Raw genomic sequence first — 25,570 nt, 5'->3', positions numbered from 1 at the left:
TAACTTTGAGAGAACTACTTGGTTTTCCGAGACGTCGGAAACCGCTACACCGGAAAATCAATTGGAGAAACAACATGGCAGTGAATGTAAATACAAACGTATCAGCGATGACAGCGCAGCGTTACCTAAACAACGCGAACCAAGCCCAACAAACCTCAATGGAGCGTTTGTCGTCTGGTCACAAAATTAACAGCGCTAAAGATGACGCAGCGGGTCTACAAATCTCTAACCGTTTGAACGTGCAAAGCCGTGGTCTTGATGTTGCCGTTCGTAACGCTAACGATGGTATCTCAATCGCACAAACCGCTGAAGGTGCGATGAACGAGACCACCAATATCTTGCAACGTATGCGTGACTTATCACTTCAATCATCAAACGGCTCTAACTCAAAAGCTGAGCGTGTTGCGATTCAAGAAGAAGTAACAGCACTAAACGACGAACTAAACCGTATCGCAGAAACAACCTCATTCGGTGGAAACAAGCTGCTCAACGGTACTTATGGTACTCAATCATTCCAAATTGGCGCTGATAATGGTGAAGCTGTGATGCTAAGCCTTCGTGACATGCGTTCTGACAATGCTCAAATGGGTGGCAGTAGCTACCAAGCAGGCAACGCAAAAGACAAAGACTGGACAGTAGCAGCAGGTACTAACGACCTAACGATTGACCTAACAGACAGCTTCGGTGATGCGCAATCCATCACTATTAACGCTAAAGCAGGTGATGACATTGAGCAGTTAGCGACGTACATCAATGGTCAAACGGATTTAGTCAAAGCCTCTGTTGACCAAGACGGTAAGCTGCAAGTGTTTGCTGGTAACAATAAAGTTGATGGCGCAGTGGCTTTCTCTGGCGGCCTAGCAGGCGAGCTAGACATGCAAGCAGGCAACGCAGTCACGGTCGATACGATTGATGTAACATCTGTTGGTGGTTCGCAAGAATCGGTTGCTATCCTAGACTCAGCTCTAAAATACGTGGACAGCCACCGTGCCGAACTTGGTGCATTCCAAAACCGTTTCAATCACGCAATCAACAACTTGGATAACATCAACGAGAATGTGAACGCATCGAAGAGCCGTATTAAAGATACTGACTTCGCGAAAGAAACGACGTCGATGACCAAGAGCCAAATCCTATCGCAAGCATCAAGCTCAATCCTGGCGCAAGCGAAGCAGGCACCAAATGCAGCATTGAGCCTACTGGGCTAACCTATTCTAAAAATAAAAAAAACAGAGCTTTTGCTCTGTTTTTTTTTATTTTTAGCGGATCGTACTGTCCACATGTCCCAAGTCGCGATCTGGCGCGATAATATCTCGCACTTTCTGCTTAAGAACTTTCGCTTCTGGAAAGCCGCCATCACGCTTACGCTCCCAAATTTGAACTTCGTTACAATAGATCTCAAATCGCCCACCGGTGTCTGGGTGTAGACGGATCGTTTCCACTTCTTCGCTAAAAGTGTGCAGCAGTTCTTGGGTCATCCAAGTGGCGCGCAGCATCCAGTTACACTGACGGCAATAGTAAATGTCGATGGTCGGTTTTTGCATATTCATCCCTGTTATCATGATTAAAAAGGAGGCTTGCGCCTCCTTTGAATACTTTATATCTGAACTAAGTTAGTTTGAAAATAGGATTGAAGAACCTTGGTTTAAACTGGTCAGCAGCAGTGTGTTCTCGTTTACAATATCGATACGGCGACTTTGCTGCGCTTCCATTTTCAGAAATTGCTTAATCATCGCAAGTTGCTCATGAGTAAACTCATCAGATTGTGCGGTTGCTGTGTCTTTAAACTCGCGTGGCGAAATCAGAAGATAGTTATCACTGATTGTCCACGTGCCCATTTCAGAAATTTTAATCAGCGTGTGAGTCTCTGGATCGTCACCAAAAAGACGCATCGAAGACTCACGAATATACTCACCGCCTGGTAAGTACTTCACGTTTGCTGACATTTCTAGACGGCTCAATGGACCGATATCCGTATCTGGATAATGCCTTGCGGCAATAATGCCAACCATGTTCGATTGCCATTCGTTGGAGGTCAGCACTTGCTCCAGCTTGAGATCGCTTCCCCAATATAGCCAGGCACTCAACGCAGTTGAGATTGCCAGTAAGATAGCGGCGTATTTCATTTTCATCGGTTACGACTCCTTACTGGCACACTTTAGACAAATCAGACTGTTCAGTGAAGATACGCATTGTGCTGTTCTCACTTGAATGATCGACAGTGTGAATGAAGTTGAGAGCGATTTGATCGGTTTGATCGCCAGTGACAATCACTTGTGCCGGTAGCATGTCACCAGTGTGTGTTTCCACGTATTTCGCTACGCATTGCTCAATTTTTGGCAACCAGCTTGTCACGTCAGGGTGACTTTCTGGCGTCACAATTTGAACTTCATTGACTACGCTCAGTGGTTTAAAGGTCGATTGTGCAGGGTTGGTGACCATTAAGACTACTATCGGTAACAAGATAGCTACCGCAATCATCGCCCAAACACTGGGTGGTGTTTTTGGTTTTTGTGCGATAGCAACAGTGGCTGCTGTTGGTGCAGTTGCAATAGTTACTGCTTCCAGTTTATCTGCTGGAAGTTCGGCAACCGGTGCTTCATCTAGTGTGTCAGAGGACGCTTTGGGTGCAGAGCGTTCAACGGCTGAGATCAACTGGTAGCCACGTTTCGGCACCGTTTTGACAAACTGCGGAGATTTTGTTGGATCTTTTAGCATTTTACGCAGCGTAGAGATAGCTTGCGTAAGGCTAGAGTCGTCAACCTCGAAGCCTTGTTCACGCCAAACGAAATCATGCAGTTCGTTTCGAGTGATTACTTCATTCGGTCTTTCAGCAAGTAGAAGTAGGATGCGACTTTCATTACTACCAAGACGAACGACTTCATCGTTATTGGTTTGGTCGACCAACGAATTGCTGTTTGGGTCAAAAATGTACCTCTGGCCGAGTATAAACTTAGTGCCTATGTTACTCATTGCATTCTTCTTTTTAATGCCGCAACGCGACGAAACAGATATTCAGGCGCTGCATGTCTTCAGAGCCAATTATAGAATTTTAGGATTTTTTTATAGTCAGGTGCAGTAGGATAATAAAAACAAATCAAAAAAACAGTATTTTTATTTATCTTTACCTTGAATTTACAATCTTCATCCTCATCTCTTTAATCAACTAATCGTAGCGATATCGAGTATGACTTTAGCGAAACTCGGTATGAAATGTGTAAATGGAGATAGCATGAGCACCGTTGAGACTAAGAACAAAGAGACCCGTGGCTTTCAGTCTGAGGTAAAGCAACTTCTTCACCTTATGATCCACTCTCTGTATTCAAACAAAGAAATTTTTCTAAGAGAGCTGATTTCAAACGCATCAGACGCCGCCGACAAGCTGCGTTTTCAAGCCCTATCTAATACAGAGCTATATCAAGGCGATGCTGACCTGGGCGTTAAGTTATCGTTTGATGAAAAGAACAATACTTTGACCGTTTCGGACAACGGTATTGGTATGACTCGTGACGATGTGATTGAGCATCTTGGAACGATCGCTAAATCTGGAACCAAAGAGTTTTTTGCCAAACTGTCTGAAGAGCAGAGTAAGGACTCACAGCTTATTGGCCAGTTTGGTGTTGGTTTCTACTCTGCCTTTATTGTGGCTGATGCAGTGACCGTGCGCACTCGTGCTGCAGGCACGTCAGCGGATCAAGCTGTGCAATGGCACTCTGCTGGTGAAGGTGATTACACCATCGAAGACATCACCAAAGAGACTCGCGGTACGGACATCGTGCTTCACATGCGTGAAGAAGGTAAAGAGTTCCTATCAGAATGGCGCCTGCGTGATGTTATCAGTAAGTACTCTGATCATATCGGTATTCCAGTGTCTATTTGGACCCTTGAGCGTGACGAAGAAGGTAAAGAGACCGACCAAGGTAAGTGGGAGCAAATCAATAAAGCTCAAGCGCTTTGGACTCGTAATAAATCTGATATCAAAGACGAAGAATATCAAGAGTTCTACAAACACGTTTCTCACGATTTCGCGGATCCACTGGTGTGGAGCCACAACCGTGTTGAAGGCAAAAACGACTACACCAGCCTGCTTTACATCCCAGCAAAAGCACCATGGGATATGATGAACCGTGACCACAAGAGCGGTCTAAAGCTTTACGTGCAACGCGTGTTTATTATGGATGACGCTGAGCAGTTTATGCCGTCTTACCTGCGTTTTGTGCGCGGTTTGATAGATTCAAATGATCTCCCACTAAACGTTTCTCGCGAAATCCTTCAAGACAACAAAGTGACTCAATCGCTGCGTGGTGCCTGTACTAAGCGCGTGCTCACTATGCTTGAGCGCATGGCGAAGAATGACGAAGAGAAATATCAGTCTTTCTGGAAAGAGTTTGGCCTAGTGCTAAAAGAAGGTCCTGCCGAAGACATGGCGAACAAAGAGAAAATCGCTGGTCTAATGCGCTTTGCTTCGACGGAAGTGGATTCAGCTGAGCAGACGATTTCTCTAGCGTCTTATGTTGAGCGCATGAAAGAAGGCCAAGATAAGATCTATTATCTAACAGCAGACAGCTACGCAGCCGCGAAGAATAGCCCTCACCTTGAGCAGTTTAAAGCGAAAGGCATTGAAGTTGTCTTGATGTATGACCGTATCGACGAATGGCTAATGAACTACCTCACTGAGTTTGATGGTAAGCAGTTCCAGTCAATCACTAAAGCGGGTCTTGATCTGAGCAAGTTCGAAGGCGAAGAAGAGAAAGAGAAGCAAAAAGAGACGGAAGAAGAGTTCAAGTCAGTGGTTGAGCGCACGCAAACTTACCTAGGTGAGCGCGTTAAAGAAGTTCGCACCACGTTCAAGCTAGCAAGCACACCAGCGGTAGTCGTCACTGATGATTTCGAAATGGGTACACAAATGGCGAAGCTGCTAGAAGCGGCGGGTCAAGAAGTACCAGAGGTGAAGTACATCTTTGAGATTAACCCTGAGCATGAGCTGGTTAAGCGCATGGCAGATGAAGCCGATGAAGAAGCATTCGGCCGTTGGGTTGAAGTGCTACTTGGTCAAGCGATGCTCGCAGAGCGTGGCTCAATGACCGACCCTTCGCAATTCTTGGGTGCGATCAACAAGCTTTTGGCTAAAGTCTAATTCCCTTGCAGAGTTTGACACCCTAGTCTAATTCAAGAGCTCGAGGATTCGAGCTCTTGTTTTCCCAGGGCTAAACGCACACTTTTAGGTAACTTTAGAGTGCAAAGCAGGATCTTTAGACACTTTTGGCGTCAAGCAAGCGATTTCTATGATAGAATGCGCGCCAAGTAAAAGATTCAACTATTTTTGAATAAACCGTTTATACCGAAACGTATCGCAGCAAACATGCCCATTGGGCATCAAAGCAGTAGGCTTCGGTATAAATCTTTTTTTATATAAGAGGACAAGTCATGCGCATCATTCTTTTAGGTGCTCCAGGTGCAGGTAAAGGCACACAAGCTCAATTCATCATGGAAAAATATGGTATCCCACAAATTTCTACTGGTGACATGCTACGTGCAGCAATCAAAGCAGGCACTGAGCTTGGTAAGAAAGCGAAAGCAGTTATCGATGCAGGTCAACTTGTATCTGACGACATCATTCTTGGTCTAATCAAAGAGCGTATCGCTCAAGACGATTGCGAGAAAGGTTTCCTACTTGACGGCTTCCCACGCACGATCCCTCAGGCTGATGGCCTAAAAGAGATGGGCGTAGATGTAGACTACGTGATCGAATTTGACGTTGCTGACGACGTAATCGTAGAGCGTATGGCTGGCCGTCGTGCTCACCTAGCTTCTGGTCGTACTTACCACGTTGTTTACAACCCACCTAAAGTGGAAGGTAAAGATGACGTAACAGGTGAAGACCTAGTGGTACGTGATGACGACAAAGAAGAAACCGTTCGTGCTCGTCTAGGTGTATACCACGATCAAACTGCACCACTAATCTCTTACTACGGTAAAGAAGCAGAAGCAGGCAGCACTAAGTACCTAAAATTTGACGGTACTAAGCAAGTGGCTGACGTTAGCGCAGACATCGAAAAAGCACTGTCTTAATCGACATTTGTGAATTCGCTAAAAAAACGACCTTTCGAGGTCGTTTTTTTTGATCCAAGAAAAGCGCACATAGGTATATAATTCGCTTAGAAATACTATTAAAAACAAAGGAAGTCTATGAGCGATTCGTCAAAAATGGGTGTGTTGTTGGTTAACCTTGGCACGCCAGATGAACCGACAGCAAAAGGGGTGAGACGCTTTTTAGAGCAGTTTCTGCACGATCATCGCGTCGTAGATATGACCCGCTGGATTTGGTGTCCGGTGCTGCACGGTATCATTCTTCCTATTCGCTCTCCTAAGGTCGCTAAAGCTTATCAATCGGTATGGATGGACGAGGGCTCACCGCTGATGGTGTACTCTAAGCGTCAGGCCGATAAGCTGGCTCAATCAATCAACCTCCCTGTTGAACTTGGCATGAGTTACGGCAATCCATCGCTGCAAAGCGGGATCACTAAACTGCTCGATCAAGGTGTAGAAAAGATAGTGGTACTGCCGCTTTATCCGCAGTACTCGGGCACCACAACAGCAGCCGCGTTTGATGGTATCGCGAAGGTGTGTAAGTCGATTTCAACCTTACCGGCCTTTTCTATGATTCGTGACTATCACGATCATCCAATGTACATCAAAGCGCTCGCTGACAAGGTCAGAGTTCACTGGGAGCAAAATGGCCGTGCTGATTACCTGTTATGTTCCTACCACGGCATACCAAAGCGCTATGCAGACAACGGGGATGTGTACCCACTGCATTGTCAGGCAACCACTGACCTGCTGCGCCAAGAGCTCGGTTTGGATGAATCGCAGATGGGAATGAGCTATCAATCGATATTCGGTCGTGAAGAGTGGCTGCAGCCATACACTGACAAAACCCTAGAGAAGATGCCAGGCGAGGGTATCAAAACCATCGATGTTATGACGCCAGCATTCTCGGTCGACTGTTTGGAAACTCTGGAAGAAATCGCTATAGAGGCCAAAGAGACCTTTATTGAAGCTGGAGGTGAGCGCTTTAGTTACATCGAGTGTCTTAACGACTCAGATGCCCATGTCGCCATGATGGCAGAGTTGGTGAACAACGCTTAGCGCGTCAAATTAAACGAGTTTAAACAAATAAGGCCAGTCATGTTGACTGGCCTTTGTCATTTCTATTCGATCCAACGAATAAACAATTAAGCGATTTGAGCTTGCTGCTCTTCTACTTGTTCTGCATTGCTCACTGAGCTTTGCTCTGCGCCGTGCATCCATTTTACTAAGGTGTTAGCAAACAACAGTAGGATAACGCCACAGATAACAGCTGTGATAGCGATACCACTAAAGATTGCCATAGCACCTAGCTCGCCTACGTGTGAGCCGACTACACCTGCGACGTAGTTCGCAATGGCGTTGAAACCAAACCATGCACCCATCATCAAAGATGCAAGGCGCAGTGGCGCAAGCTTAGTCACCAGTGATAGACCAATTGGAGATAGACACAGTTCACCTAGTGTGTGGAAGAAGAATGCGCCGACTAACCATAGCATTGAGGTTTTAACGCTGGTGTCGCCACCTTGCTCAAGTACGGCGCCAACCATGCAAAGGAAGCCTACTGCAAGGAAAAACAGTGCAAGTGCAAATTTAACCGGAGAGTTTGGTTCACGCTTGCCCAGTTTCACCCAGATAGCGGCAAGTACTGGTGCAAGAGTGATGATGAAAAATGGGTTTAGAGACTGGAACCAGGCTGCTGGTACTTCAAAGTCGCCAATCATGCGATCGGTGTACTGCTGGGTGTAGATGTTCATCAAACCACCCGCTTGCTCGAAGCCCGCCCAGAAAACGATAACGAACAGACCCATAATTAGGATAACCTTCAAGCGATCCATCTCTTCTCGAGTGAGTGGTGCTTTAGTTTTTGATGGGTTCAGTTCACGAGCACGTGCAGCTGCAGGTACGTTACCAATGTCGCCTAGCCATGAGTTTGCCATGGTCATTTGCATTATTAGGCTGATTACCATGCCGACACCTGCCACGATAAAACCTGCTGACCAACCGAACGAGTTGGTTGCTGAGCCAACAACGATACCCGCTAATAGTGCACCGAGGTTGATACCCATGTAGAAGATAGTGAATGCGCCATCACGACGGTTGTCGCCTTCAGCGTAAAGGTCACCTACCATGGTCGAAATGTTTGGCTTAAACATACCGTTACCAGCAATAAGCAGTGCTAGACCACCGTAGAACATCTCGGCACTTGGTGCACCAGATGCCGCAGCAGCTAACACAAACTGGCCTGCAGCCATTAGTACGCCACCGATGATGATGGACTTACGTTGACCTAGGTAGTTGTCGGCAATGTAACCACCGATAAGCGGAGTGATGTAAACAAGTCCAGTATAGATACCATAGAGATCTAGAGCATCTTTAGTAGACCAGCCCATACCACCATTGATTGTGGTGTCTGTTAGGAACAAAACTAATATTGCGCGCATAGCATAATATGAGAAACGTTCCCAAAGTTCGGTACCGAACAGTAGGAATAGGCCGCGAGGGTGGCCGAAGATGTTGCGTTGTGCTGTCATAAGTTTTACTAATTTTTATCATCAAAGAATTTAATGTGCCAAATGGTATACCTGACAACATTAAAATCCGCAAGGGGTTGATTTTGTAGAGTTTGTGAAATAAATGTTTAAAGCAATGAAATGTAAGAAAATTTTTCAGTGATGGTACGTAATCTTCGTGCTGCAATCTAACTTTTCATTTTTACCGTTCACCATCTATTCGGATTTTTCATCGGTTTGATCGCAGACAAGAGAGGGTTATACGGGCACAGTGTTGGGTTTAGTGGTACGATGCAGACAAACAAAAACATCGAATAATCAAATTAAATAGTTAAATCGAACAGTTAAAATGAAACGTTGGTATTTGCTTTATTGTAAGCGCGGTGAACAAGGCCGAGCGAAAATGCACCTCGAGAATCAAGGCTTATCCTGCTACTACCCTGAAGTAGAAGTAGAAAAGATCCTCAGAGGAAAAAGACAGAAGGTGAAAGAGCCGCTCTTTCCTTCTTATGTGTTTGTAGAATTTGATTACGAACAAGGTCCATCTTTCACCACAGTGCGCTCTACGCGCGGTGTGGTCGATTTCATCCGTTTTGGCTCTCATCCCAAAGAGGTCGACTCTGCACTTATTGACGAGTTGCAGCTGTTAGCGGAGCTTCCGGATGAACCGGAAACAGACAGCTTACCAAAGCACGGTGAGACAGTTCGCGTAACGGGTGGTCAGTTCGCGGGTATCGAAGCGATTTTCCAAGAAGCTGACGGAGAAGCGCGTTCGATCATGTTAGTGAATATGATAAGTCGCCCGGTTGCCGTGAGCATCGAGAACAAAGATCTGGATATCTAGCGCGCTCAATAACTTAGTGTTTGGGCGTTAGTTGATATAAAAAACCTCAGTACCAAAAGATGGACTGAGGTTTTCTGTTTTGGGGTATTAACCCTTCAGCAACCGAGAATTAGTTGTTGCTGTGAAGCTCGCTGTTCAGTTCAACGGCTGTTTTGTTCGTCAGGCATTCAATCTGACCGGTTACTGAGTTGCGACGGAACAGAAGATCCGGCTTGCCAGCGAGGTCGCGAGCTTTAACAATTTCAACTTCTGCGCCAGACGCGTCCAGCATACGTACTTTAGAACCTGCCGTTACATAAAGACCAGACTCAACAGTACAACGATCGCCTAGTGGGAAACCAAGACCCGCGTTTGCACCTAGTAGTGAGTTTTCGCCGATAGAGACAACAACCGTGCCGCCACCAGATAGCGTACCCATGATAGACGCGCCGCCGCCGATGTCTGAGCCATTACCAACTACAACACCTGCAGAGATACGACCTTCAACCATGCTCACGCCAGTTGTACCTGCGTTGAAGTTGATGAAACCTTCATGCATAACCGTTGTGCCTTCGCCAACGTGAGCACCAAGACGTACGCGAGACGTATCTGCGATACGAACGCCAGTTGGAACCACGTAATCAACCATTTTAGGGAACTTGTCTACGCAATCGACAGTGAGTGTTTTCCCTGCTAGACGTGCTTCGATTTGACGCTCAGCCAGCTCTGGAAGGTCGATTGCACCTTGGTTAGTCCAAGCGATGTTGTGAAGTAGACCGAAGATGCCATCAAGTACTGTACCGTGAGGCTGTACTAGGCGGTTTGAGATAAGTTGCAGTTTTAGGAAGCCTTCTGCAACAGATTGAGGCTTCTCGTCTGTCGCCAGTACAACCAGTACTAGCGGCTGTGAAGAGCTTGCTGCTTTTTCGGCAAATGCGGCGTTTTTTGCGTCATCATTGCTAGAGAATGCGGTTGCTAGAGCCGCGCTTTGCGCCGCAGAAATTTCGATAGCTTGGTTGCCTTCCGCATAACCAGATACCTCTGCCACTGCTGCGATAAGCGCATCAGATGGGTTTAGGCGTGGGTGAGGAAAGAATGCTTCGATGATTTTACCGTCGCGGTTTTTGGTTGCAGTACCAAAAGCGATTGAGAATGCTGCCATGACTCTATGTCTCCATGTATAGATTTGTCTCAAAGCCGCAGCGATTGGCGGCGACCTTGACTGATTTGTTAGCAATCATCTTAAAGAGACGTGATGGCAGATGAAAGGGCAAAAACGACAAAAGTCTGTAAAACGATACCCTTTGTCTTTTCAGCGATGTTTTTTCCTAATAAGAAATTTTAGCGGCTTGCATTCGCTTATTCGCTCGCAAATACTTACTCAGGCGCAAAAAGCAAAATAGCCAGTAAAACTCTGCGTTCTACTGGCTATTTGATTTACTTTTGCAATTTTAGCAAGTTAACGCATTAGGCTGCGTCTTCTGCATCTTGCTCTTCAACAGGCTTAACCACTTTTGGCTTTTTTGGCGTTGGCTTGCGCTTCGCACCAAGAGCGTAAAGCACTTCTTCTTTACGCTGTGCAAGATATAGCGATAGCTCTTCTTGCTTCTCTTCATCTTCGATAAGCTTGCTTTCACTTAGCAGAGAAAACAGCTCATCCGCCATATCCAACATTTTGTCATAAGCGTCAGCTTCTGCTTTAGAGGTAAAAGTCATCTTTTCTTCTCCGTTGCGTTCCACCACGTACTTGACGATTACAGCCATGGTTAATCCTCTAGTTAAATTTAAGATTCTAATACTGTCTGTTTATACAGAGGGTCAAAGTTAATGTCCAGTCGAGGGCGCAAAAGTGAGAGCTGTTTGCCTAATTCCTACTCGTATTGCGGCGCGTTTTTTTGGCTATAGTCGTCGCACGCCATTGCTGGCAAAACAAGATAAAGCGTTCCAGTAGGGGGCTTTGGTACTTCTCCTTATGAACCAGCAGCCAAAAGCGGCGTTTCATGTCGAGCGAAACTGATATAGGCACTAAGCGACCATCATCAATGGCGCTTTGTGTCGCTAAAGTCGAGAGGCAGGCCAAGCCAAGATTGGCGGATACGCTGTTAATAATGGCTTCGGTGGTATTGAGCTCAAAGGCTTCATGCCAAATCTCAATTCTGGGGGCAACGGTTCTTAGGAAAAACTCCCTTGTGCCAGAACCTGGTTCTCGTAGAATCCAGTCGCTATTTTCCAAGTCCTCTAGGGTGACACACGATTTTTTAGCAAGAGGATGCTTGGGAGACACCACTATGCACATTTCATCTTCACTAAAAGGGTAGCTATCAAGTTCAGGGTGCAAGGTTTTACCCTCTACTAGGCCGATATCGAGTTGATAGTCGATGAGCTTTTGACAGATCAAAGCGGTGTTGGATATAAACAGTTGCTGGGACTTATGCTGATGCTCGTCGCGAAAATCACTGAGCAGAAATGGTGCGACTTGGTTGCCTACCGTATCACTGGCACCGATACGCAGTACGCCGCGATAACTCTGCTCATCACCAAACAGCGATTCAATATCTCGGCTTCGGCTGAGCAGTTCATCGGCAAGGGGCAGCAGTTTTTGTCCCTCTTGATTGATGACCAAGCGGTTGTTGACCCGATCAAACAGGGCGTGACCTATCTGTTTTTCTAGCTCACTCAGCGACATGCTGACCGCCGCTTTAGAGAGAAAAAGCGTGTCCGAAGCTGCAGTAAGCGTTTGGTGCTGAGTCACCGCAACAAAGACCTTGAGCTGTTTTAACGAGATATGTGGTTTCATGTTCAGTTTAACTTAACGAGTAGATTGAATAATTGAATATATATAAACATAAGCAAGGTTTACAATCACCTCAACTGAAGAATTGAGGTGATTGTGATGATTGCGAGAGTGACAAAAGCACATAACAGAGTAAAAGCGGCGCCAACCCCAATGGCTGGATTGGCTCTAGGTATCGCCAGCCTTGGCTGGAGCTGGGAAAATGCGCTTCCGCTTGATCATGTTGCCCAGTGGACAGGTGCTGCTATTGCCAGTGTGCTACTCATTATCCTTGCCTACAAATACTTGTTCCATAATCACGTATTGCGTCAGGAACTTGCACACCCTGTGGTAGGCAGTGTTGCCCCAACGTTTGCGATGGCAACCATGGTTGTGTCTCACTCAGTCGGTCAATTTGCACCTAATGTTGGTGACGCACTATGGCTTGGCGCTGTGGCGCTGCACATCGTGTTCTTGGCAAGCTTTACTTACCACCGCATGCGCGACTTCGAGTTGCACCACATGGTACCAAGTTGGTTTGTACCACCAGTCGGCATTATCGTTGCGGATGTGGCTTTCTCGGGTAACCCAGATTTAGCATGGATTGCCAACAGTGCTCTAGTATTTGGCCTTGTTGCTTACGCGGTCATGCTGCCAACCATGATTTACCGTTTGGTGTTTACTCATGAGATCCCAGATGCAGCAAAACCAACCATGGCAATTATGGCAGCGCCAGCGAGCTTATCGCTTGCCGGTTACCTAACGGTTGCGTCAGAGCCATCTGCTATCATTATTGCGCTGCTATTCGGTATTGGTGTGTTGATGACACTGTTCATCTACCTTGCGTTTATCAAATTGATGCGCTTGCCATTCAGCCCGGGCTACGCTGCTTTTACCTTCCCAATGGTGATCAGCGCAACGGCGCAATACAAACTCGCGGCTTGGATGAGCGCACAACACGCCCCAGTTGAGATGGTGAAACAGATCACCGCGCTTGCCAATATTGAGCTTGTTGTGGCGACGATTGTTGTTAGCTACGTTGCGATTCGTTACCTCGTTGCTTATTTACCCAAACAAGCAAATATCACGGCGTAAAAGGTCTTAGATACACAGGGACTGTGTTAACCTTGAGGGAGGAAAATTAGCGAAAGGCGCGCCGTCACGTGTTCACCGTTTACCACTCAAATCAGATAGATGTGCTTAAATCCTTGTTGGTTCAGCTCATCAAACTCGACCCTATTGAAAACCCGTTTGAGAAAGAACAAATTCTCGTCCAAAGCCCAGGCATGTCTCAATGGCTGAAAATGGCGTTGGCACAAGAGTTTGGTATTGCGGCCAACATTGACTTCCCACTTCCAGCCACCTTTATATGGGATCGCTTTGTTCAAGTGTTAGATGATGTGCCTGCGCGCAGTGCATTCAACAAAGAAGCGATGACGTGGAAGATCATGCACCTTTTGCCTGAGCACTTAAACGACCCGGACTTTGCGCCGCTCGCCCAATATTTAACCGATGACCAAGATGCATCGAAACGCTATCAACTGGCAGAAAAAATCGCCGATATCTACGATGGATACTTGGTATATCGTCCCGAATGGATAGCCGCGTGGGAAGCCGGTTTACCGGTTTTTGAGCTTGAAGACGAGCAGCCGTGGCAGCCAAAACTTTGGCAAGCACTGTACGATCATACTGTGGCGCTTGGTCAGTCTCCGTATCACCGTGCCAACTTATATGAGCACTTCATTGACGTACTTACCAACAATCAAGATATCAAAGCTCAAGGGCTCAATCAGCTTCCCAAGCGTCTATTCGTGTTTGGTATCTCTTCACTGCCGCCTCGTTATCTCGATGCGTTAAAAGCCCTAGGTGAGCATATTGATGTTCATCTGATGTTTACCAATCCGTGCCGATTCTATTGGGGTGAGGTGCGCGATCGTAAATACTTAGCAAAGCTTGCCGCGGCCAAGCGCAAGCAGCTTAATGATATCGATGCCTTTGCCGACAGCCAGCAGTGGCAAGAAGGCGAGTGGGAGATGGCGCCGCAGCTCAAAGGCGATGTGGAAGCGAACGTAGACGACGAGCTGCATCTCTCTGAAGTGGGCAACAGCTTGCTTGCGTCGATCGGTAAACTCGGCAGGGATAACTTGTATCTATTGTCACAACTTGAATCTAACGAGATTGAAGCCTTTGTTGATGTCGATAGAGCCACCCTGCTTGGCAACCTTCAGGCAGATATTCTTAATCTGGAAGAGCATCAAGATGATGCCTTACTGCTCTCATCAAGCCACAAGCCAGCGATTGCCGCTGAAGATACCTCGCTATCGGTGCATGTTTGTCATAGCCCAATGCGCGAGGTGGAAGTGCTGCACGATAATTTGCTGGCGATGTTCGACCGCAATCCGGAATTGAAGCCGCGTGACATCATCGTCATGGTGGCTGATATCAATGCCTACAGCCCGGCGATTCAAGCGGTGTTCGGCAATGCCTCTGGTGAGCGTTACATTCCGTTCTCTATTTCTGATCGCACGGCCGATAAAGAAAGCCCGCTACTCAACGCCTTTAACCAGCTTTTGCAACTGCCTGACTTACGCTGCACCAGCAGTGAAGTGCTTGAGCTGTTGGAAGTGCCAGCAATCATGGCGCGATTTGATATCAGTGAACAAGAGTTTTCGCTGCTGCGTGCTTGGGTGGAAGAGGCGCAGATCCGCTGGGGCATTGATAACCAAACGGCAAGCGAATTTGATTTGCCTGAATTTGGTCAAAACTCTTGGATGTTTGGTATTTCTCGTATGTTGGCGGGTTATGCGGTGAGTGAGCACGCAGGCCTACTAATGGTCGGCGACGAGAGCATTTCTCCTTACGAGCAAACTCAAGGCATGCAAGCAGAGACTGCCGGTAAACTGGCGCAGTTTATCGATAAGCTGGCGCATTATCGCAAGGTGTTAAATCACACCATGGGTATCGAGCAGTGGCAGCGCGGCATCAATCAATTGGTTGATGACTTTTTTGCCGTGGATATTGAAGGTGAGGTCGTTGTTAAGTCGATTCGCGATACTTTGTCGGCACTTGGCGATCAGTTATTGGATGCGCGATACGACGAGGCACTGGCACCGCGCATCGTGCGTCAGTACTTCATTGATAAGCTTTCTGGCTCACGCGTTAGTCAGCGCTTTTTGGCAGGACAAGTCAATTTTTGTACCCTAATGCCAATGCGCTCTATCCCGTTCAATACCGTGTGCCTGCTTGGTATGAACGACGGGGTATACCCGCGGAGTGTGCCGCCTGAGAGCTTTGACCTCATGGTAGGACGAACCAAGCCAGGCGATCGCTCAAGACGCGACGATGACCGTTATCTATTCCTAGAAGCGCTGCTTTCAGCGCAGCAAAGCCTCTACATCAGTTACGTTGGGCGTTCCATTCAAGACAATACTGAGCGCGTGCCATCGGTGTTGGTTTCAGAGCTTTTAGAATACTGTGAGCAAAACTACTGTTTGCAAGGTGATGAAGCGTTAGACGTTGATAGCTCTGGCGCCAAGCTCACTCAATCACTGCTGCGTGAATACCCTATGGTGCCATTCAGCGCTGCTCACTTTGATGCTACGAGTGCACTACAAAGTTACGCCGCTGAGTGGTTGCCATCGGCGCAGCAAACAACGCTTGAGGCGACGCAAAGCTTATCGCTGCCGTTTAATTTAGAGCCCATTGCCCGAGCGCAAGGTGAAAAGGTCGAATTGGAGTTGACCGAGTTACAGCGCTTCTGGCGCTTGCCGGTGCAGTATCTGTTTAATCGACGTCTGCAAGTTAACTTTGAGGAAAGCCTTCTCGGACTAGAAGATGAAGAGCCATTTGCGCTGAGTGGATTGGAAAGTTTTGGTCTTCGTAAATCTTTATTAGATGCCATGATAGAGGCCAAAGGTCACATTGAAGGCGATAAACTGCACGCATTTAAAGCGGAACAAAAAGCCAAGGGCTATTTGCCCGTCAATGAGTTTGGCGAGCTGGAGTTTGCCGCAAACGTGTCGCAAACCCAAGAGTTGGCGCAGGCTACTGCGCCGTTAGTGAGCCAAGAAGCTGAAGATGTCGAAGTCGACTTGACCTTAGACATTGATGATTGTCATGTCGCGCTGCAAGGCTGGGTAACCGGGTGTTATCAAAGCGGTGTGGTGCGCTATCGAAGCGGTAGGCTGCGCGCTACCGACTATCTCGCCGCATGGATAGATCATCTGTTGGTGGCCGTGGCAGGCAGACAAAGTAAAACTCATATGCTGGCTTACGATAAAAAAGAAGGCGTAGTGCATCGCATTTATCCAGCGCTTAGTGCTGAGAGTGCCAAGGATTATTTAACCCAGCTAGTCAGCTTGTATCTGCAAGGTCTAGATAAGCCGCTTTGCTATTTCCCTGAAACGGCACTGGCGGGTATTGAGGCTAACTACAGCCGCGGCCAGTGGACACCGAGTGATGAAAAAATGCTCAGTAAAATGGCTGGCCGTTTCCAGGGGGGCTTCATGCAGATCGGTGAAGGAGACAACCCTTATATCTCTCGGGTTTGGAATGAATGGAGTGAAGCATTGGCTAGTGAAGCTAAAACACTCGCGCACTTAGTATTGGAAGCGCCGCGAACAATGAGTATCAGTGCAGAAGAGTACTACTCGGCAAGCTCAACGGGCTGAAGCCTTTATCCTTGAGAGCCTTTCTAATCGAAAGAAAGGCCTTTGAAAGGGAGTGGCCGCCAGTCTTAATTATAGTGTGTAGGGAGAGTGCTGGACGGCCGGGGAGGGTCAGAGGGACCCGTATTTCTGAGCGGAATAGTAGAGTGTGAGGGTGATTAATTCCGTGAATGGGATCGCAACTTACATAGTTATTAATTATATCCGATTGTTTTAAATTAGATTTTAAGCGTTAGATCACAGTAGAGTTCAGACATGAAGCCAAATGAGCACTCTTCAGACAACCCATTTTTGGATAGCGATTCGCCACAGTATTCAGAGAATGCGGCAGGCCAAGCGTTAGCTAGTGCATCGGTATCGAAACCGACTGCGCTGAACACCATGACCTTTCCATTGCATGGTGCCCGGCTGATTGAAGCATCCGCGGGTACGGGTAAAACCTTTACTATCGCAGGTCTCTATCTAAGATTGCTGCTCGGTCATGGCAAAGATGGCAGTGGTCATCGTCAACCGCTAACGGTTGACCAGATCTTGGTGGTGACCTTTACCGAAGCGGCGACGGCAGAGCTTCGCGACCGTATTCGCGCCCGTATCCATCAGGCACGTATTGCTTTTGCCCGAGGAGAAAGTGACGATCCGGTTATTCAGCCACTGCTTTTGGAAGTGAGTGATCATCGCTACGCCACAGAAACCTTGCTTCAGGCTGAGCGCCAAATGGATGAAGCGGCGGTATACACCATTCACGGCTTCTGTCAGCGCATGCTGACCCAAAATGCGTTCGAATCAGGCTCTCGTTTTAACAACGAGTTCGTGACGGATGAAAGCCGGTTAAAAGCGCAGGTCGCCGCAGATTTTTGGCGCAGTCAGTTTTATCCGCTAAACCTTGCGATGGCGTCTGAAATCCGCAAAATTTGGGCAACGCCAAGTGCGCTACTAAGTGATATCGGTCGATACCTGACAGGCCCTGCGATCACCTTGCAAGATATTGACTCAGCCACGGATAGCGATGGTCAAGGTGTCGACATTGCCGCTCTACATCAAGCCAATTTAGATACAATTAAAACCCTAAAAGCTAGCTGGTTGGCAGTCAGTGACGACGTGGTGACTTGCATCGCCCAGTCTGATGTGAATAAACGCAGTTACACCAAAAAATCCCTGCCGACTTGGGTGGCAAGCATTACTGAATGGGCTCAGCAAGAGACGCTAGATTACAGCTTACCAAGCGCACTTGAAAAGTTCTCCCAAGCGGTACTGATTGAAAAAACGCCCAAAGGCGAGCCGCCAACGATGGCAATTTTTGCCGAGATTGAAGCCTTTCTAGCCACGCCTCCTGAGCTGAAAACCCCGTTACTCGCAATGGCGATTAAAGCGTGTCGACAGCGATTAGCGTTAGCCAAACAGCAAAAGCAGTGGCTCTCTTTTGATGATCTGCTGACTCAGCTTAGCGCGGCTTTAGAGCTGGAATCCGGCGAGCGCTTAGCCGAAAAAATTCGCAGCCAATTTCCAGTGGCGATGATCGATGAATTCCAAGATACCGATCCACTTCAGTACCAAATATTCAGCTCAGTGTATTTGGATAATCCCGAGTGTGGCTGGTTTATGATTGGCGATCCTAAACAGGCGATTTACGGTTTTCGTGGCGCGGATATCTTCACCTATATCCAAGCCAGAAATCAGGTTGTGGATCACTACACCTTGGGCACCAACTGGCGATCCAGTGAACGTATGGTCAGCAGCGTCAATGCGCTGTTTGAACAGGCAGATTCGCCGTTCTTGTACGACAGCGACATACCCTTTTATCCGGTCAATGCCAGCCCTAAAGCTGGAAAACGTCAGTGGCTACAACATGGTGAGAGTCAACCTGCGCTGCAGTTTTGGCTCCAAGACGCCGATGCGCCTGTCGCTAAAGGTGACTATCAGCAGCATATGGCTGCTGCCACGGCTCAGCACATCAAAACGGTGCTGATGGAATCGCAAACCAAACAGGTAGTGCTTGCCGATGGTGATAGCGAACATCCGGTTGAAGCGGGTGATATTGCTGTGCTGGTTCGAACCGGAAGTGAAGGGCAACTGATCAAACAAGCGCTGGCTGAGCGCGGCATTGCCAGTGTTTATCTGTCGAATCGAGATAGTGTTTTCTCCAGCGCGGTAGCAGAAGATATGCTGCGCCTGCTACAAGCGATTTGGTATCAAGACGATGAACGACTACTAAAAAGTGCGCTCGCCTCAGAGTTGTTTGCGCTACCCGCTGACGTGCTTGATGGCCTGAACAACGATGAGAATTTGTGGGAGCAAGTGATTGCTGAGTTTCGCGATTACCGTCAGTTGTGGCAGTCGCGCGGTGTATTGCCCATGCTGCGCTCGGTGCTGTTTAAGCGAGAAATGTCGAATCGGCTATTGGCTACCGTAGGTGGAGAGCGTTTACTGACCGACTATTTGCATTTGGGTGAGCTATTGCAAGCCGCTAGGCAAGATGTGGAAAGTGACACCGCATTGCTACGTTGGTTTGCCCAGTCTATCGAAGATGCTAAGCAAGGGTTAGGTGCATCCGATGAGCACATTCAGCGTTTGGAGTCGGAGCGAAATCTAGTGCAAATCATCACGATTCATAAGTCGAAAGGCCTTGAATATGATTTGGTTTACTTGCCGTTTGTGGTCAGCTATCGCGAGGCGATGGAAGCGAAATACTATGATGCTACAAATCAGGAATCGGTGCTGGATCTTAGAAAGTCCAAAGCTGCACTGGCTCAGGCAGACAAAGAACGCCTAGCGGAAGACTTACGTCTTATCTATGTAGCGCTGACTCGATCTGTGTATGGCTGTTTTATCGGTATTGCGCCGCTTCGCAACGGCCGCTCTACTAAAGAGCCCACCGGCGTGCACCACAGTGCGCTAGGCTTCTTGGTGCAAAATGGCCAAGAGCTGGGCGTCAGCGAGCTAGAAACCATGCTGAACCAATTAGCTAAATCTTGCAGTGATATTGCCATCACTGCGCCACCAGAGCCCGATGGTGAGTCGTATCGTTTACCGTTAGCATCCACGCCTGAGCTCGGCGCGAAAATTCAGCGTCACACCATTGACCGTGATTGGCGTCTGACGAGCTATTCGGCCTTGGTAAAACAGAGTCACCATGGCAACAGTGATGAGGTGTTTATTGAAGAGTCGGGTTTAGATATCGACTCTTCAGACGAACAGCAGCTTGACCCGCTGTTGGAGCCGGAGAAAACCATCTTCCATTTTCCAAAAGGCGCTCGTCCAGGCACCTTCCTTCACACGGTATTTGAAGAAATCGAGTTTACCGAGCCCGCTGGCTCTGAGCATAACGCAAAGGTCATCGCCGAGCTGCTAGCCAAAGAGCAGTATGACGCAGAGTGGCTGCCAGTGATTGTTTTGCTGGTGGATCAGGTGATGAACACAGCGCTAGACGGTGAGAACCTATATCTTAGAGATAAAAGCCCCGTGCAGCGCTTGGTGGAGATGGAGTTTCTATTGCCGGTAGATGTGCTGGATGCCCCTTCGCTTAATCGAGTGATTCAGCGCCACGACAGCTTATCTGCCAAGGCTCATGAGTTGGGCTTTTATACGGTCAAAGGCATGTTGAAAGGCTTTATTGACTTGGTGTTCGAGCATCAAGGCAAGTACTACGTCCTCGACTGGAAATCGAATCATCTTGGTGAAGATAGCAGCAGTTACCAGCGAGCTCAGCTCGAACATGCCATGGTCGATCATCGCTATGACTTGCAATACCAACTTTATGCGTTGGCGCTGCATCGCTTCTTAAAAACGCGTATTCGCGATTACGACTATGAGCAGCATTTTGGCGGCGTCTACTATCTGTTCTTACGCGGCATTGAGCCGAACTCCGACGCGGGAATTTTCAACGCGCGTCCTACAAAGGCAATGATTGAAAACCTTGATGCGCTTATTTCCGGTGAACTATCGGCGAATGCCATCGATACTGATAACAGTGATACCGGCGACGGAGAGAATCAACAAATGGGGCTTGGATTTTAATGACTGCACAGCGCGCTTTTTCACATTGGATTGCCGATCTGGTTGATAAAAAATGTTTGCGACCGCTGGATCATCAGTTCGCCAAGTTTGTCGCATCTATTGAAACTGAGTTTCCCGATGAAGTGATGTGGCTGGCGGCACTCGCAAGTAGCCAGCTTGGTCAAGGCCACATTTGTGTCAACTTAGATAGTGACTTAGATAGCGACGTAGCTGAGCAGGATCTACCACCTTTACCAAGCCTGATTGGACTCTATGGCGCCGCTGCTGCGCCGTTGGAAGATAAGGTCAATCAGGTTAATTGGCAGCAGGTCATGGAAAGTGCGTCAACGATCAGTGTGTTGGCGCCTGGTGCATCCTTAGAAGGCACGGTCACACCTCTAGTCTGGCAGCAAAATCGGCTCTATTTGCAGCGCTATTTTTACTATGAGCAAACCATCGCAGAGCGCCTGTTGTCGATGGCGACGCCGATTGAGTTGCCGAACTCTCAACTTAAGCAAGCGGCGCAGATCCTTGATCAGCTGTTTGCCCGAGAGTATCACTATCTGTACTCGGCAATCGCTTTGATCCCTGCAGAACAAAACAACCAAGTTTCACGACAGCAATTGGTGTGTGATTTCCTAGACGTTGTTGATGATGGCTCGATCGATTGGGATCAGGTGGATCGCATTGTGACGTCAGCGAACTCCGCCAGTGAGCTTCAATTGTTGGATGTTGCAATTCCGCTCACTGCCTGCTTGAACTGGCAAAAGGTAGCGGCTGCGGTAGCGCTCACGCGTCGTTTTGCCGTCATTTCCGGAGGCCCTGGTACCGGTAAAACCACGACAGTCACCAAACTGCTCGCGGCAATGGTGCATCAGGCGAGCGCGCAAGGAGAAACGCCCACCATTAAGTTGGTTGCGCCAACGGGGAAAGCGGCGGCGCGTCTGACTGAATCGATTGGTAAAGCGGTGGATGTCTTGGCGCTGTCACCGGATCTTAAACAGCGCATTCCAACCGATTCGAGTACCCTGCATCGATTGCTTGGTGCCATTCCTGGCCGTGTTGAGTTTAGGCACGATAAAACCAATCCTTTGCATTTGGATGTGTTGGTGCTCGATGAAGCCTCTATGGTCGATTTGCCTATGATGCACCGATTACTCGATGCCCTGCCAAGCCACGCGCGGCTTATCTTATTAGGTGATAAAGATCAGCTCGCCTCAGTAGAAGCGGGTGCGGTGCTATCCGATATCTGTGACTTCTCGTCTCAAGGTTACAGCCAAAAACAAAACGAACGGGTGAAAGCACTCACTCAGTTTGATTGTCAGTTTGGGCGTACTGCCAAGCAGTTGGTATCGCCACTCGCTGATAGTCTTTGCGTTCTGCAAAAAAGCTACCGTTTTGACGCGCGCTCCGGCATTGGCCAACTGGCTAAACAGGTTAACGCTGCAAGTAGCCGGGGCTTCGAACAAGTTTGGATCAAAGGGTTTGAGGATATTGAATGGCTGCCACTCAGTGGTGATAGCTATCAAAAACTGATTGATTCTATGGTGCGGGCTTACAAGCCGTATTTGACCGAATCCAGAGCAGCGTCACCACAAGGTGAATCGTTGCAAAGCGCGGATGCTTTGGTGAATTGGCAGCACGGCGTGGCGCGTCAAGTCTTAGGCCTATTCGCACAAAACCGATTGCTGTGTGCAGTGCGAGAGGGCGATTTTGGCGTGACCGGACTCAACCAGAGAATAGAGTCGCGTCTTAAGCAGCGCGGTTTGATTTCGCGCGGTGAGGAGCTTTGGTATGTGGGACGACCATTAATGGTGACGAAAAACGATCATGGGCTTGGGCTTTACAACGGTGATATTGGAATTTGTCTATGGGATCATAGTGCGCAAACACCAAGGCTGAAGGTCTTCTTTGAGCTCCCTGATGGCAGCATAAAGTCGGTATTGCCGAGTCGAATGCCAGAGCATGAAACGGCTTATGCCATGACGATTCATAAATCTCAAGGCAGTGAGTTTGCACATACCTTTATGATATTGCCGGGCGAATTTAGCCCGCTGCTCACCAAAGAGCTGATTTACACCGGAATTACCCGCGCAAAAACTCGTTTCACCTTAGTGGCCGATGGCAAAGTCTTGGGTAAGGGGATACGTCATAAAACGCTGCGTCACAGTGGGCTGTCATTGCGTTTTGCGTAATAGAGGTTGGTTTAATAAATAGTTTTGGGAAAGATAATTGTGTGGCTAAATCGGAAAGTGGCTAAGGGAGAAGCTCTACCGTCCTTGGCAGTACCTATTCTGGTAATAATTTGGTCTGGGAATAATTAGGCCGCGTTAGGCTGGATTAAAGACCTCAGAGTAGGTGATTTGCTTGATCCGATACTGCTGCTGGTAAATCGCCATTAACGATTTGACTTTTTCGGATACAGGAAAAACACAGTGGACGTTGAGTCCTTCTAGGAAGTGGTTTTCCGCCATATCCCAGAAACTTTGAATCGAATTACAAATAACCGTTCGCATAGATGTCACTCTTGAATGTGGTGTTCACCTAGCATTCCTTGCACTGCCCGCCAGCACGTTGCTTTTTGGGAGTCCTGTCACATAAATAGCTGTGATTTGGGTGAATTTTAAACAGGAGTTGACCTTTTGTAAAACGATTTGTGCTAATTCATGACAGCAATCGATTTCATAAATTGAAAGTCGCCATGAATGTTTTTGTAAAAGCTACACCGAGACCGATAGGATCTTTGAGCGCCTTTGTAAATTATAGAGGTCTTGTTTCGCCATCGGCAGCGATTCTACTCCTACTTCGAGAAAACCTTGCTCTCTAAACCAGTGCAGGCTGTGTGTGGTGAGTACGAAAATATGCTCAATCCCCATCATTTTTGATTGCTGCTTCATATGATTCAGGAGCAGGACGCCGCGATTGCCATCGCGATAATCAGGATGGATCGCCACACAAGCCATTTCGGCCATCTTTTCTTGCTGGTAGGGATAAAGTGCTGCGCAGCCAATGACCAGACCATCTTTTTCGATCAAGGTGAACTGGTGGATCTCTTGCTCAAGCTGCTCTCTAGAGCGGCGAACCAGAATCCCTTTTTCTTCCAAAGGTCGAATCAGCTCAAAAATGCCGCCAATATCATCAATGTCAGCCTGTCTGACTTGCTCAGCACTGGCCATTACGATCTGTGTGCCGATACCATCAATAGAGAACAGCTCCTGAATCAGAGCGCCATCGATTTTATAACTAATTAAGTGGCAACGTGGAATCCCTGCACGACAAGCAGATTGCGCACCGCGTAAGAAACGCAGAGTCCCGCTACTATGGCCTTCATCAGACAGCTCTTTGGCTTCAAGCTGTTCAATCAGTTGATTGACCTCAGAAGGGAACAGCTCAGCGATGGCATTGCCGGCTTCATCGAGCACCCCTTGCTCTGAACAAAAGCCAATTAACTTATCTGCATTTAATTTTATAGCAACTTGGGTCGCCACTTCTTCAGAGAGAAGATTGAAGGTCTCACCGGTTACCGAGCCCGCTACCGGACCGAGTAGAGCGATTGAACCTTGCTCAAGAACGCGATTGATACCCTGAATATCAATGCGGCGTACGCGACCACTGTGGCAGTAGTCTATGCCATCATCAATGCCGAGCGGTTGGGCAATGACAAAGTTGCCACTAATAACATTGAGCTGGTTGCCCGCCATGGGGGTGTTATTCAGGCTCATAGAGAGACGTGCAGTGATATCCAGTTGCAGACGCCCCGTTGCCTGCATCACGTAATCTAAGCACTTTTCTGTCGTGACGCGAATGCCCTTGTGATACGGACAGTGACAATCATTGTGTTCAAGAAGTTGGTTTATTTGCGGCCTTGCGCCATGCACCAGCACTAACTTGACGCCCAAACTGTGTAGCAACGCGATGTCACTCACAATATTGGTGAAGTTCTTGTCGGTGAATGCTTCTCCACCCAGCATGATGACCATGGTTTTGTTGCGGTGAGCATTAACATACGGAGTGGACTGCCGAAATCCTTTTACTAGGGCGGTACTGCGGATCTTCACAATGATTACTCGTGGTTTATTTATGTTGAAATAATGACTTTTTATTCAATAATGCGCAAGGGAAATTTAGCATGGAGCGATGGAGAGACTTGCCCCGTTATGAATCAAGTGACACACTGATCCAGAATAGCGAAGAAGGCGAACTATGAGTGAAGGCAAAGAGAGTGGTATTGTCAGTAACGTGGATGTCACGTTAACGCCTCGCAGTACGATTAGACCCAATAAATGGTTGGAACGAGCACTAATTTTGTTGGCACTAGTGGGCACAGCCTCTGTGGTTGGCCTATACAACGATTTATATGGCCGAGTTCAAGACCACATTAACCCCAAAGCCGAGGTGTTTGGGGTGTGGGTAGAGAAAGATGTAGCTCCTTATGCGAGAGCGTCGTTTGAGCTTGGTGACAACAAGGTGGTGATCAATAACCGAGTGGTCGCCACCTCTTTTGAACTGTCCGCGACAGAGCTTTGGTTTACCGTTGGGGTGACCGAGTATCGTTATCAATTTCTTAACCGCAACAAGACCGAGATTCGACAGCTTTCACCAACTCATTACAACCCAACGTTTGTTTTGTCAGGAAAACACAAAAAAGACCTGAGATAAGCGTCGGTTTTATTGCGCTTTTTTATAGAGTTTGCCATCCTGATTGCACGAACCA

Annotated in this window: 19 protein-coding genes; 10 read left to right on the top strand and 9 right to left on the bottom strand. The window is 47.8% G+C overall.

Going from position 1 to position 25,570, the window contains the following annotated elements; translation table 11 throughout:
• The first annotated feature begins 74 nt into the window (after positions 1-74).
• Positions 75-1,208 (top strand): flagellin, encoded by a 1,134-nt coding sequence (locus tag PG915_RS12750; protein ID WP_353496851.1) that lies wholly within the window; start codon positions 75-77, stop codon positions 1,206-1,208.
• 51 nt (positions 1,209-1,259) lie between these two features.
• Here the strand turns inward: PG915_RS12750 and PG915_RS12745 are convergent, their stop codons facing one another.
• The 3 genes from PG915_RS12745 to PG915_RS12735 form a co-directional block, all read right to left on the bottom strand.
• Positions 1,260-1,544 carry a SelT/SelW/SelH family protein gene (locus PG915_RS12745; protein ID WP_353496850.1) on the bottom strand — a complete coding sequence of 95 codons (285 nt, stop codon included), beginning with the start codon at positions 1,542-1,544 and terminating at the stop codon, positions 1,260-1,262.
• A gap of 69 nt (positions 1,545-1,613) precedes the next feature.
• On the bottom strand, positions 1,614-2,132 hold the full coding sequence (locus PG915_RS12740; RefSeq protein ID WP_353496849.1) for a regulatory protein ToxS: 519 nt from the start codon (positions 2,130-2,132) through the stop codon (positions 1,614-1,616).
• A gap of 13 nt (positions 2,133-2,145) precedes the next feature.
• Positions 2,146-2,973: a transcriptional regulator gene (locus PG915_RS12735; RefSeq protein ID WP_353496848.1), complete on the bottom strand. Its 828-nt coding sequence runs from the start codon at positions 2,971-2,973 to the stop codon at positions 2,146-2,148.
• 259 nt (positions 2,974-3,232) lie between these two features.
• Between PG915_RS12735 and htpG the strand changes: the two genes are divergently transcribed.
• The 3 genes from htpG (at position 3,233) to hemH (ending at position 7,149) form a co-directional block, all read left to right on the top strand.
• The gene (htpG, locus tag PG915_RS12730; RefSeq protein WP_353496847.1) at positions 3,233-5,137 is read left to right on the top strand and encodes a molecular chaperone HtpG; all 1,905 of its coding nucleotides are present in this window, start codon (positions 3,233-3,235) and stop codon (positions 5,135-5,137) included.
• A gap of 290 nt (positions 5,138-5,427) precedes the next feature.
• Positions 5,428-6,072 carry an adenylate kinase gene (gene adk, locus PG915_RS12725; protein WP_042497123.1) on the top strand — a complete coding sequence of 215 codons (645 nt, stop codon included), beginning with the start codon at positions 5,428-5,430 and terminating at the stop codon, positions 6,070-6,072.
• Between the two features lie 117 nt (positions 6,073-6,189).
• Positions 6,190-7,149 carry a ferrochelatase gene (hemH, locus tag PG915_RS12720; protein ID WP_353496846.1) on the top strand — a complete coding sequence of 320 codons (960 nt, stop codon included), beginning with the start codon at positions 6,190-6,192 and terminating at the stop codon, positions 7,147-7,149.
• Positions 7,150-7,235: 86 nt separating this feature from the next.
• On the opposite strand, the gene PG915_RS12715 is transcribed toward hemH, so the two are convergent.
• Positions 7,236-8,621: a peptide MFS transporter gene (locus PG915_RS12715; RefSeq protein WP_353496845.1), complete on the bottom strand. Its 1,386-nt coding sequence runs from the start codon at positions 8,619-8,621 to the stop codon at positions 7,236-7,238.
• A 328-nt stretch (positions 8,622-8,949) separates the two neighbouring features.
• Between PG915_RS12715 and rfaH the strand changes: the two genes are divergently transcribed.
• Positions 8,950-9,444, top strand: a complete 495-nt coding sequence (gene rfaH / locus PG915_RS12710) for a transcription/translation regulatory transformer protein RfaH (RefSeq protein WP_353496844.1) — start codon at positions 8,950-8,952, stop codon at positions 9,442-9,444.
• A 109-nt stretch (positions 9,445-9,553) separates the two neighbouring features.
• Here rfaH and dapD read toward each other — a convergent pair whose 3' ends face one another.
• From dapD to PG915_RS12695, 3 genes are all read right to left on the bottom strand, one after another.
• Positions 9,554-10,585 (bottom strand): 2,3,4,5-tetrahydropyridine-2,6-dicarboxylate N-succinyltransferase, encoded by a 1,032-nt coding sequence (gene dapD / locus PG915_RS12705; RefSeq protein WP_353496843.1) that lies wholly within the window; start codon positions 10,583-10,585, stop codon positions 9,554-9,556.
• Positions 10,586-10,890: 305 nt separating this feature from the next.
• A complete protein-coding gene (locus tag PG915_RS12700) occupies positions 10,891-11,187 on the bottom strand; it encodes a YebG family protein (protein ID WP_353496842.1) in 297 nt (98 codons plus the stop codon).
• 100 nt (positions 11,188-11,287) lie between these two features.
• Positions 11,288-12,220, bottom strand: coding sequence for a LysR family transcriptional regulator (locus PG915_RS12695; RefSeq protein WP_353496841.1), 933 nt, complete (start codon positions 12,218-12,220; stop codon positions 11,288-11,290).
• 96 nt (positions 12,221-12,316) lie between these two features.
• Here PG915_RS12695 and PG915_RS12690 point away from each other — a divergent pair, with 96 nt between their 5' ends.
• The 4 genes from PG915_RS12690 to recD all read left to right on the top strand — a co-directional run bounded on the left by PG915_RS12690 (position 12,317) and on the right by recD (position 23,051).
• Entirely contained in the window at positions 12,317-13,291 is a 975-nt protein-coding gene (locus PG915_RS12690) for a TDT family transporter (protein ID WP_418642008.1), read from the top strand.
• A gap of 68 nt (positions 13,292-13,359) precedes the next feature.
• On the top strand, positions 13,360-16,866 hold the full coding sequence (gene recC, locus PG915_RS12685) for an exodeoxyribonuclease V subunit gamma (protein WP_353496840.1): 3,507 nt from the start codon (positions 13,360-13,362) through the stop codon (positions 16,864-16,866).
• 378 nt (positions 16,867-17,244) lie between these two features.
• On the top strand, positions 17,245-20,877 hold the full coding sequence (gene recB / locus PG915_RS12680) for an exodeoxyribonuclease V subunit beta (protein WP_353498724.1): 3,633 nt from the start codon (positions 17,245-17,247) through the stop codon (positions 20,875-20,877).
• Positions 20,877-23,051, top strand: a complete 2,175-nt coding sequence (gene recD, locus PG915_RS12675; protein WP_353496839.1) for an exodeoxyribonuclease V subunit alpha — start codon at positions 20,877-20,879, stop codon at positions 23,049-23,051. The genes recB and recD overlap by 1 nt, the downstream gene beginning before the upstream one ends.
• Positions 23,052-23,186: 135 nt before the next feature.
• On the opposite strand, the gene PG915_RS12670 is transcribed toward recD, so the two are convergent.
• Complete coding sequence (locus PG915_RS12670; RefSeq protein WP_353496838.1) at positions 23,187-23,372, bottom strand: hypothetical protein; 186 nt, start codon at positions 23,370-23,372, stop codon at positions 23,187-23,189.
• Positions 23,373-23,576: 204 nt separating this feature from the next.
• Positions 23,577-24,914, bottom strand: coding sequence for an amino-acid N-acetyltransferase (gene argA, locus PG915_RS12665; protein ID WP_353496837.1), 1,338 nt, complete (start codon positions 24,912-24,914; stop codon positions 23,577-23,579).
• A gap of 145 nt (positions 24,915-25,059) precedes the next feature.
• Here argA and PG915_RS12660 point away from each other — a divergent pair, with 145 nt between their 5' ends.
• On the top strand, positions 25,060-25,515 hold the full coding sequence (locus tag PG915_RS12660) for a DUF2850 domain-containing protein (RefSeq protein WP_353496836.1): 456 nt from the start codon (positions 25,060-25,062) through the stop codon (positions 25,513-25,515).
• Positions 25,516-25,570: the final 55 nt, after the last annotated feature.

It is taken from the genome of Vibrio sp. CB1-14, from assembly GCF_040412085.2.
In the GTDB taxonomy this organism is placed as follows: domain Bacteria; phylum Pseudomonadota; class Gammaproteobacteria; order Enterobacterales; family Vibrionaceae; genus Vibrio; species Vibrio chaetopteri.
The sequence above is the reverse complement of the archived record's forward strand: the minus strand, read 5'-3'. Positions and strand labels throughout refer to the sequence as shown.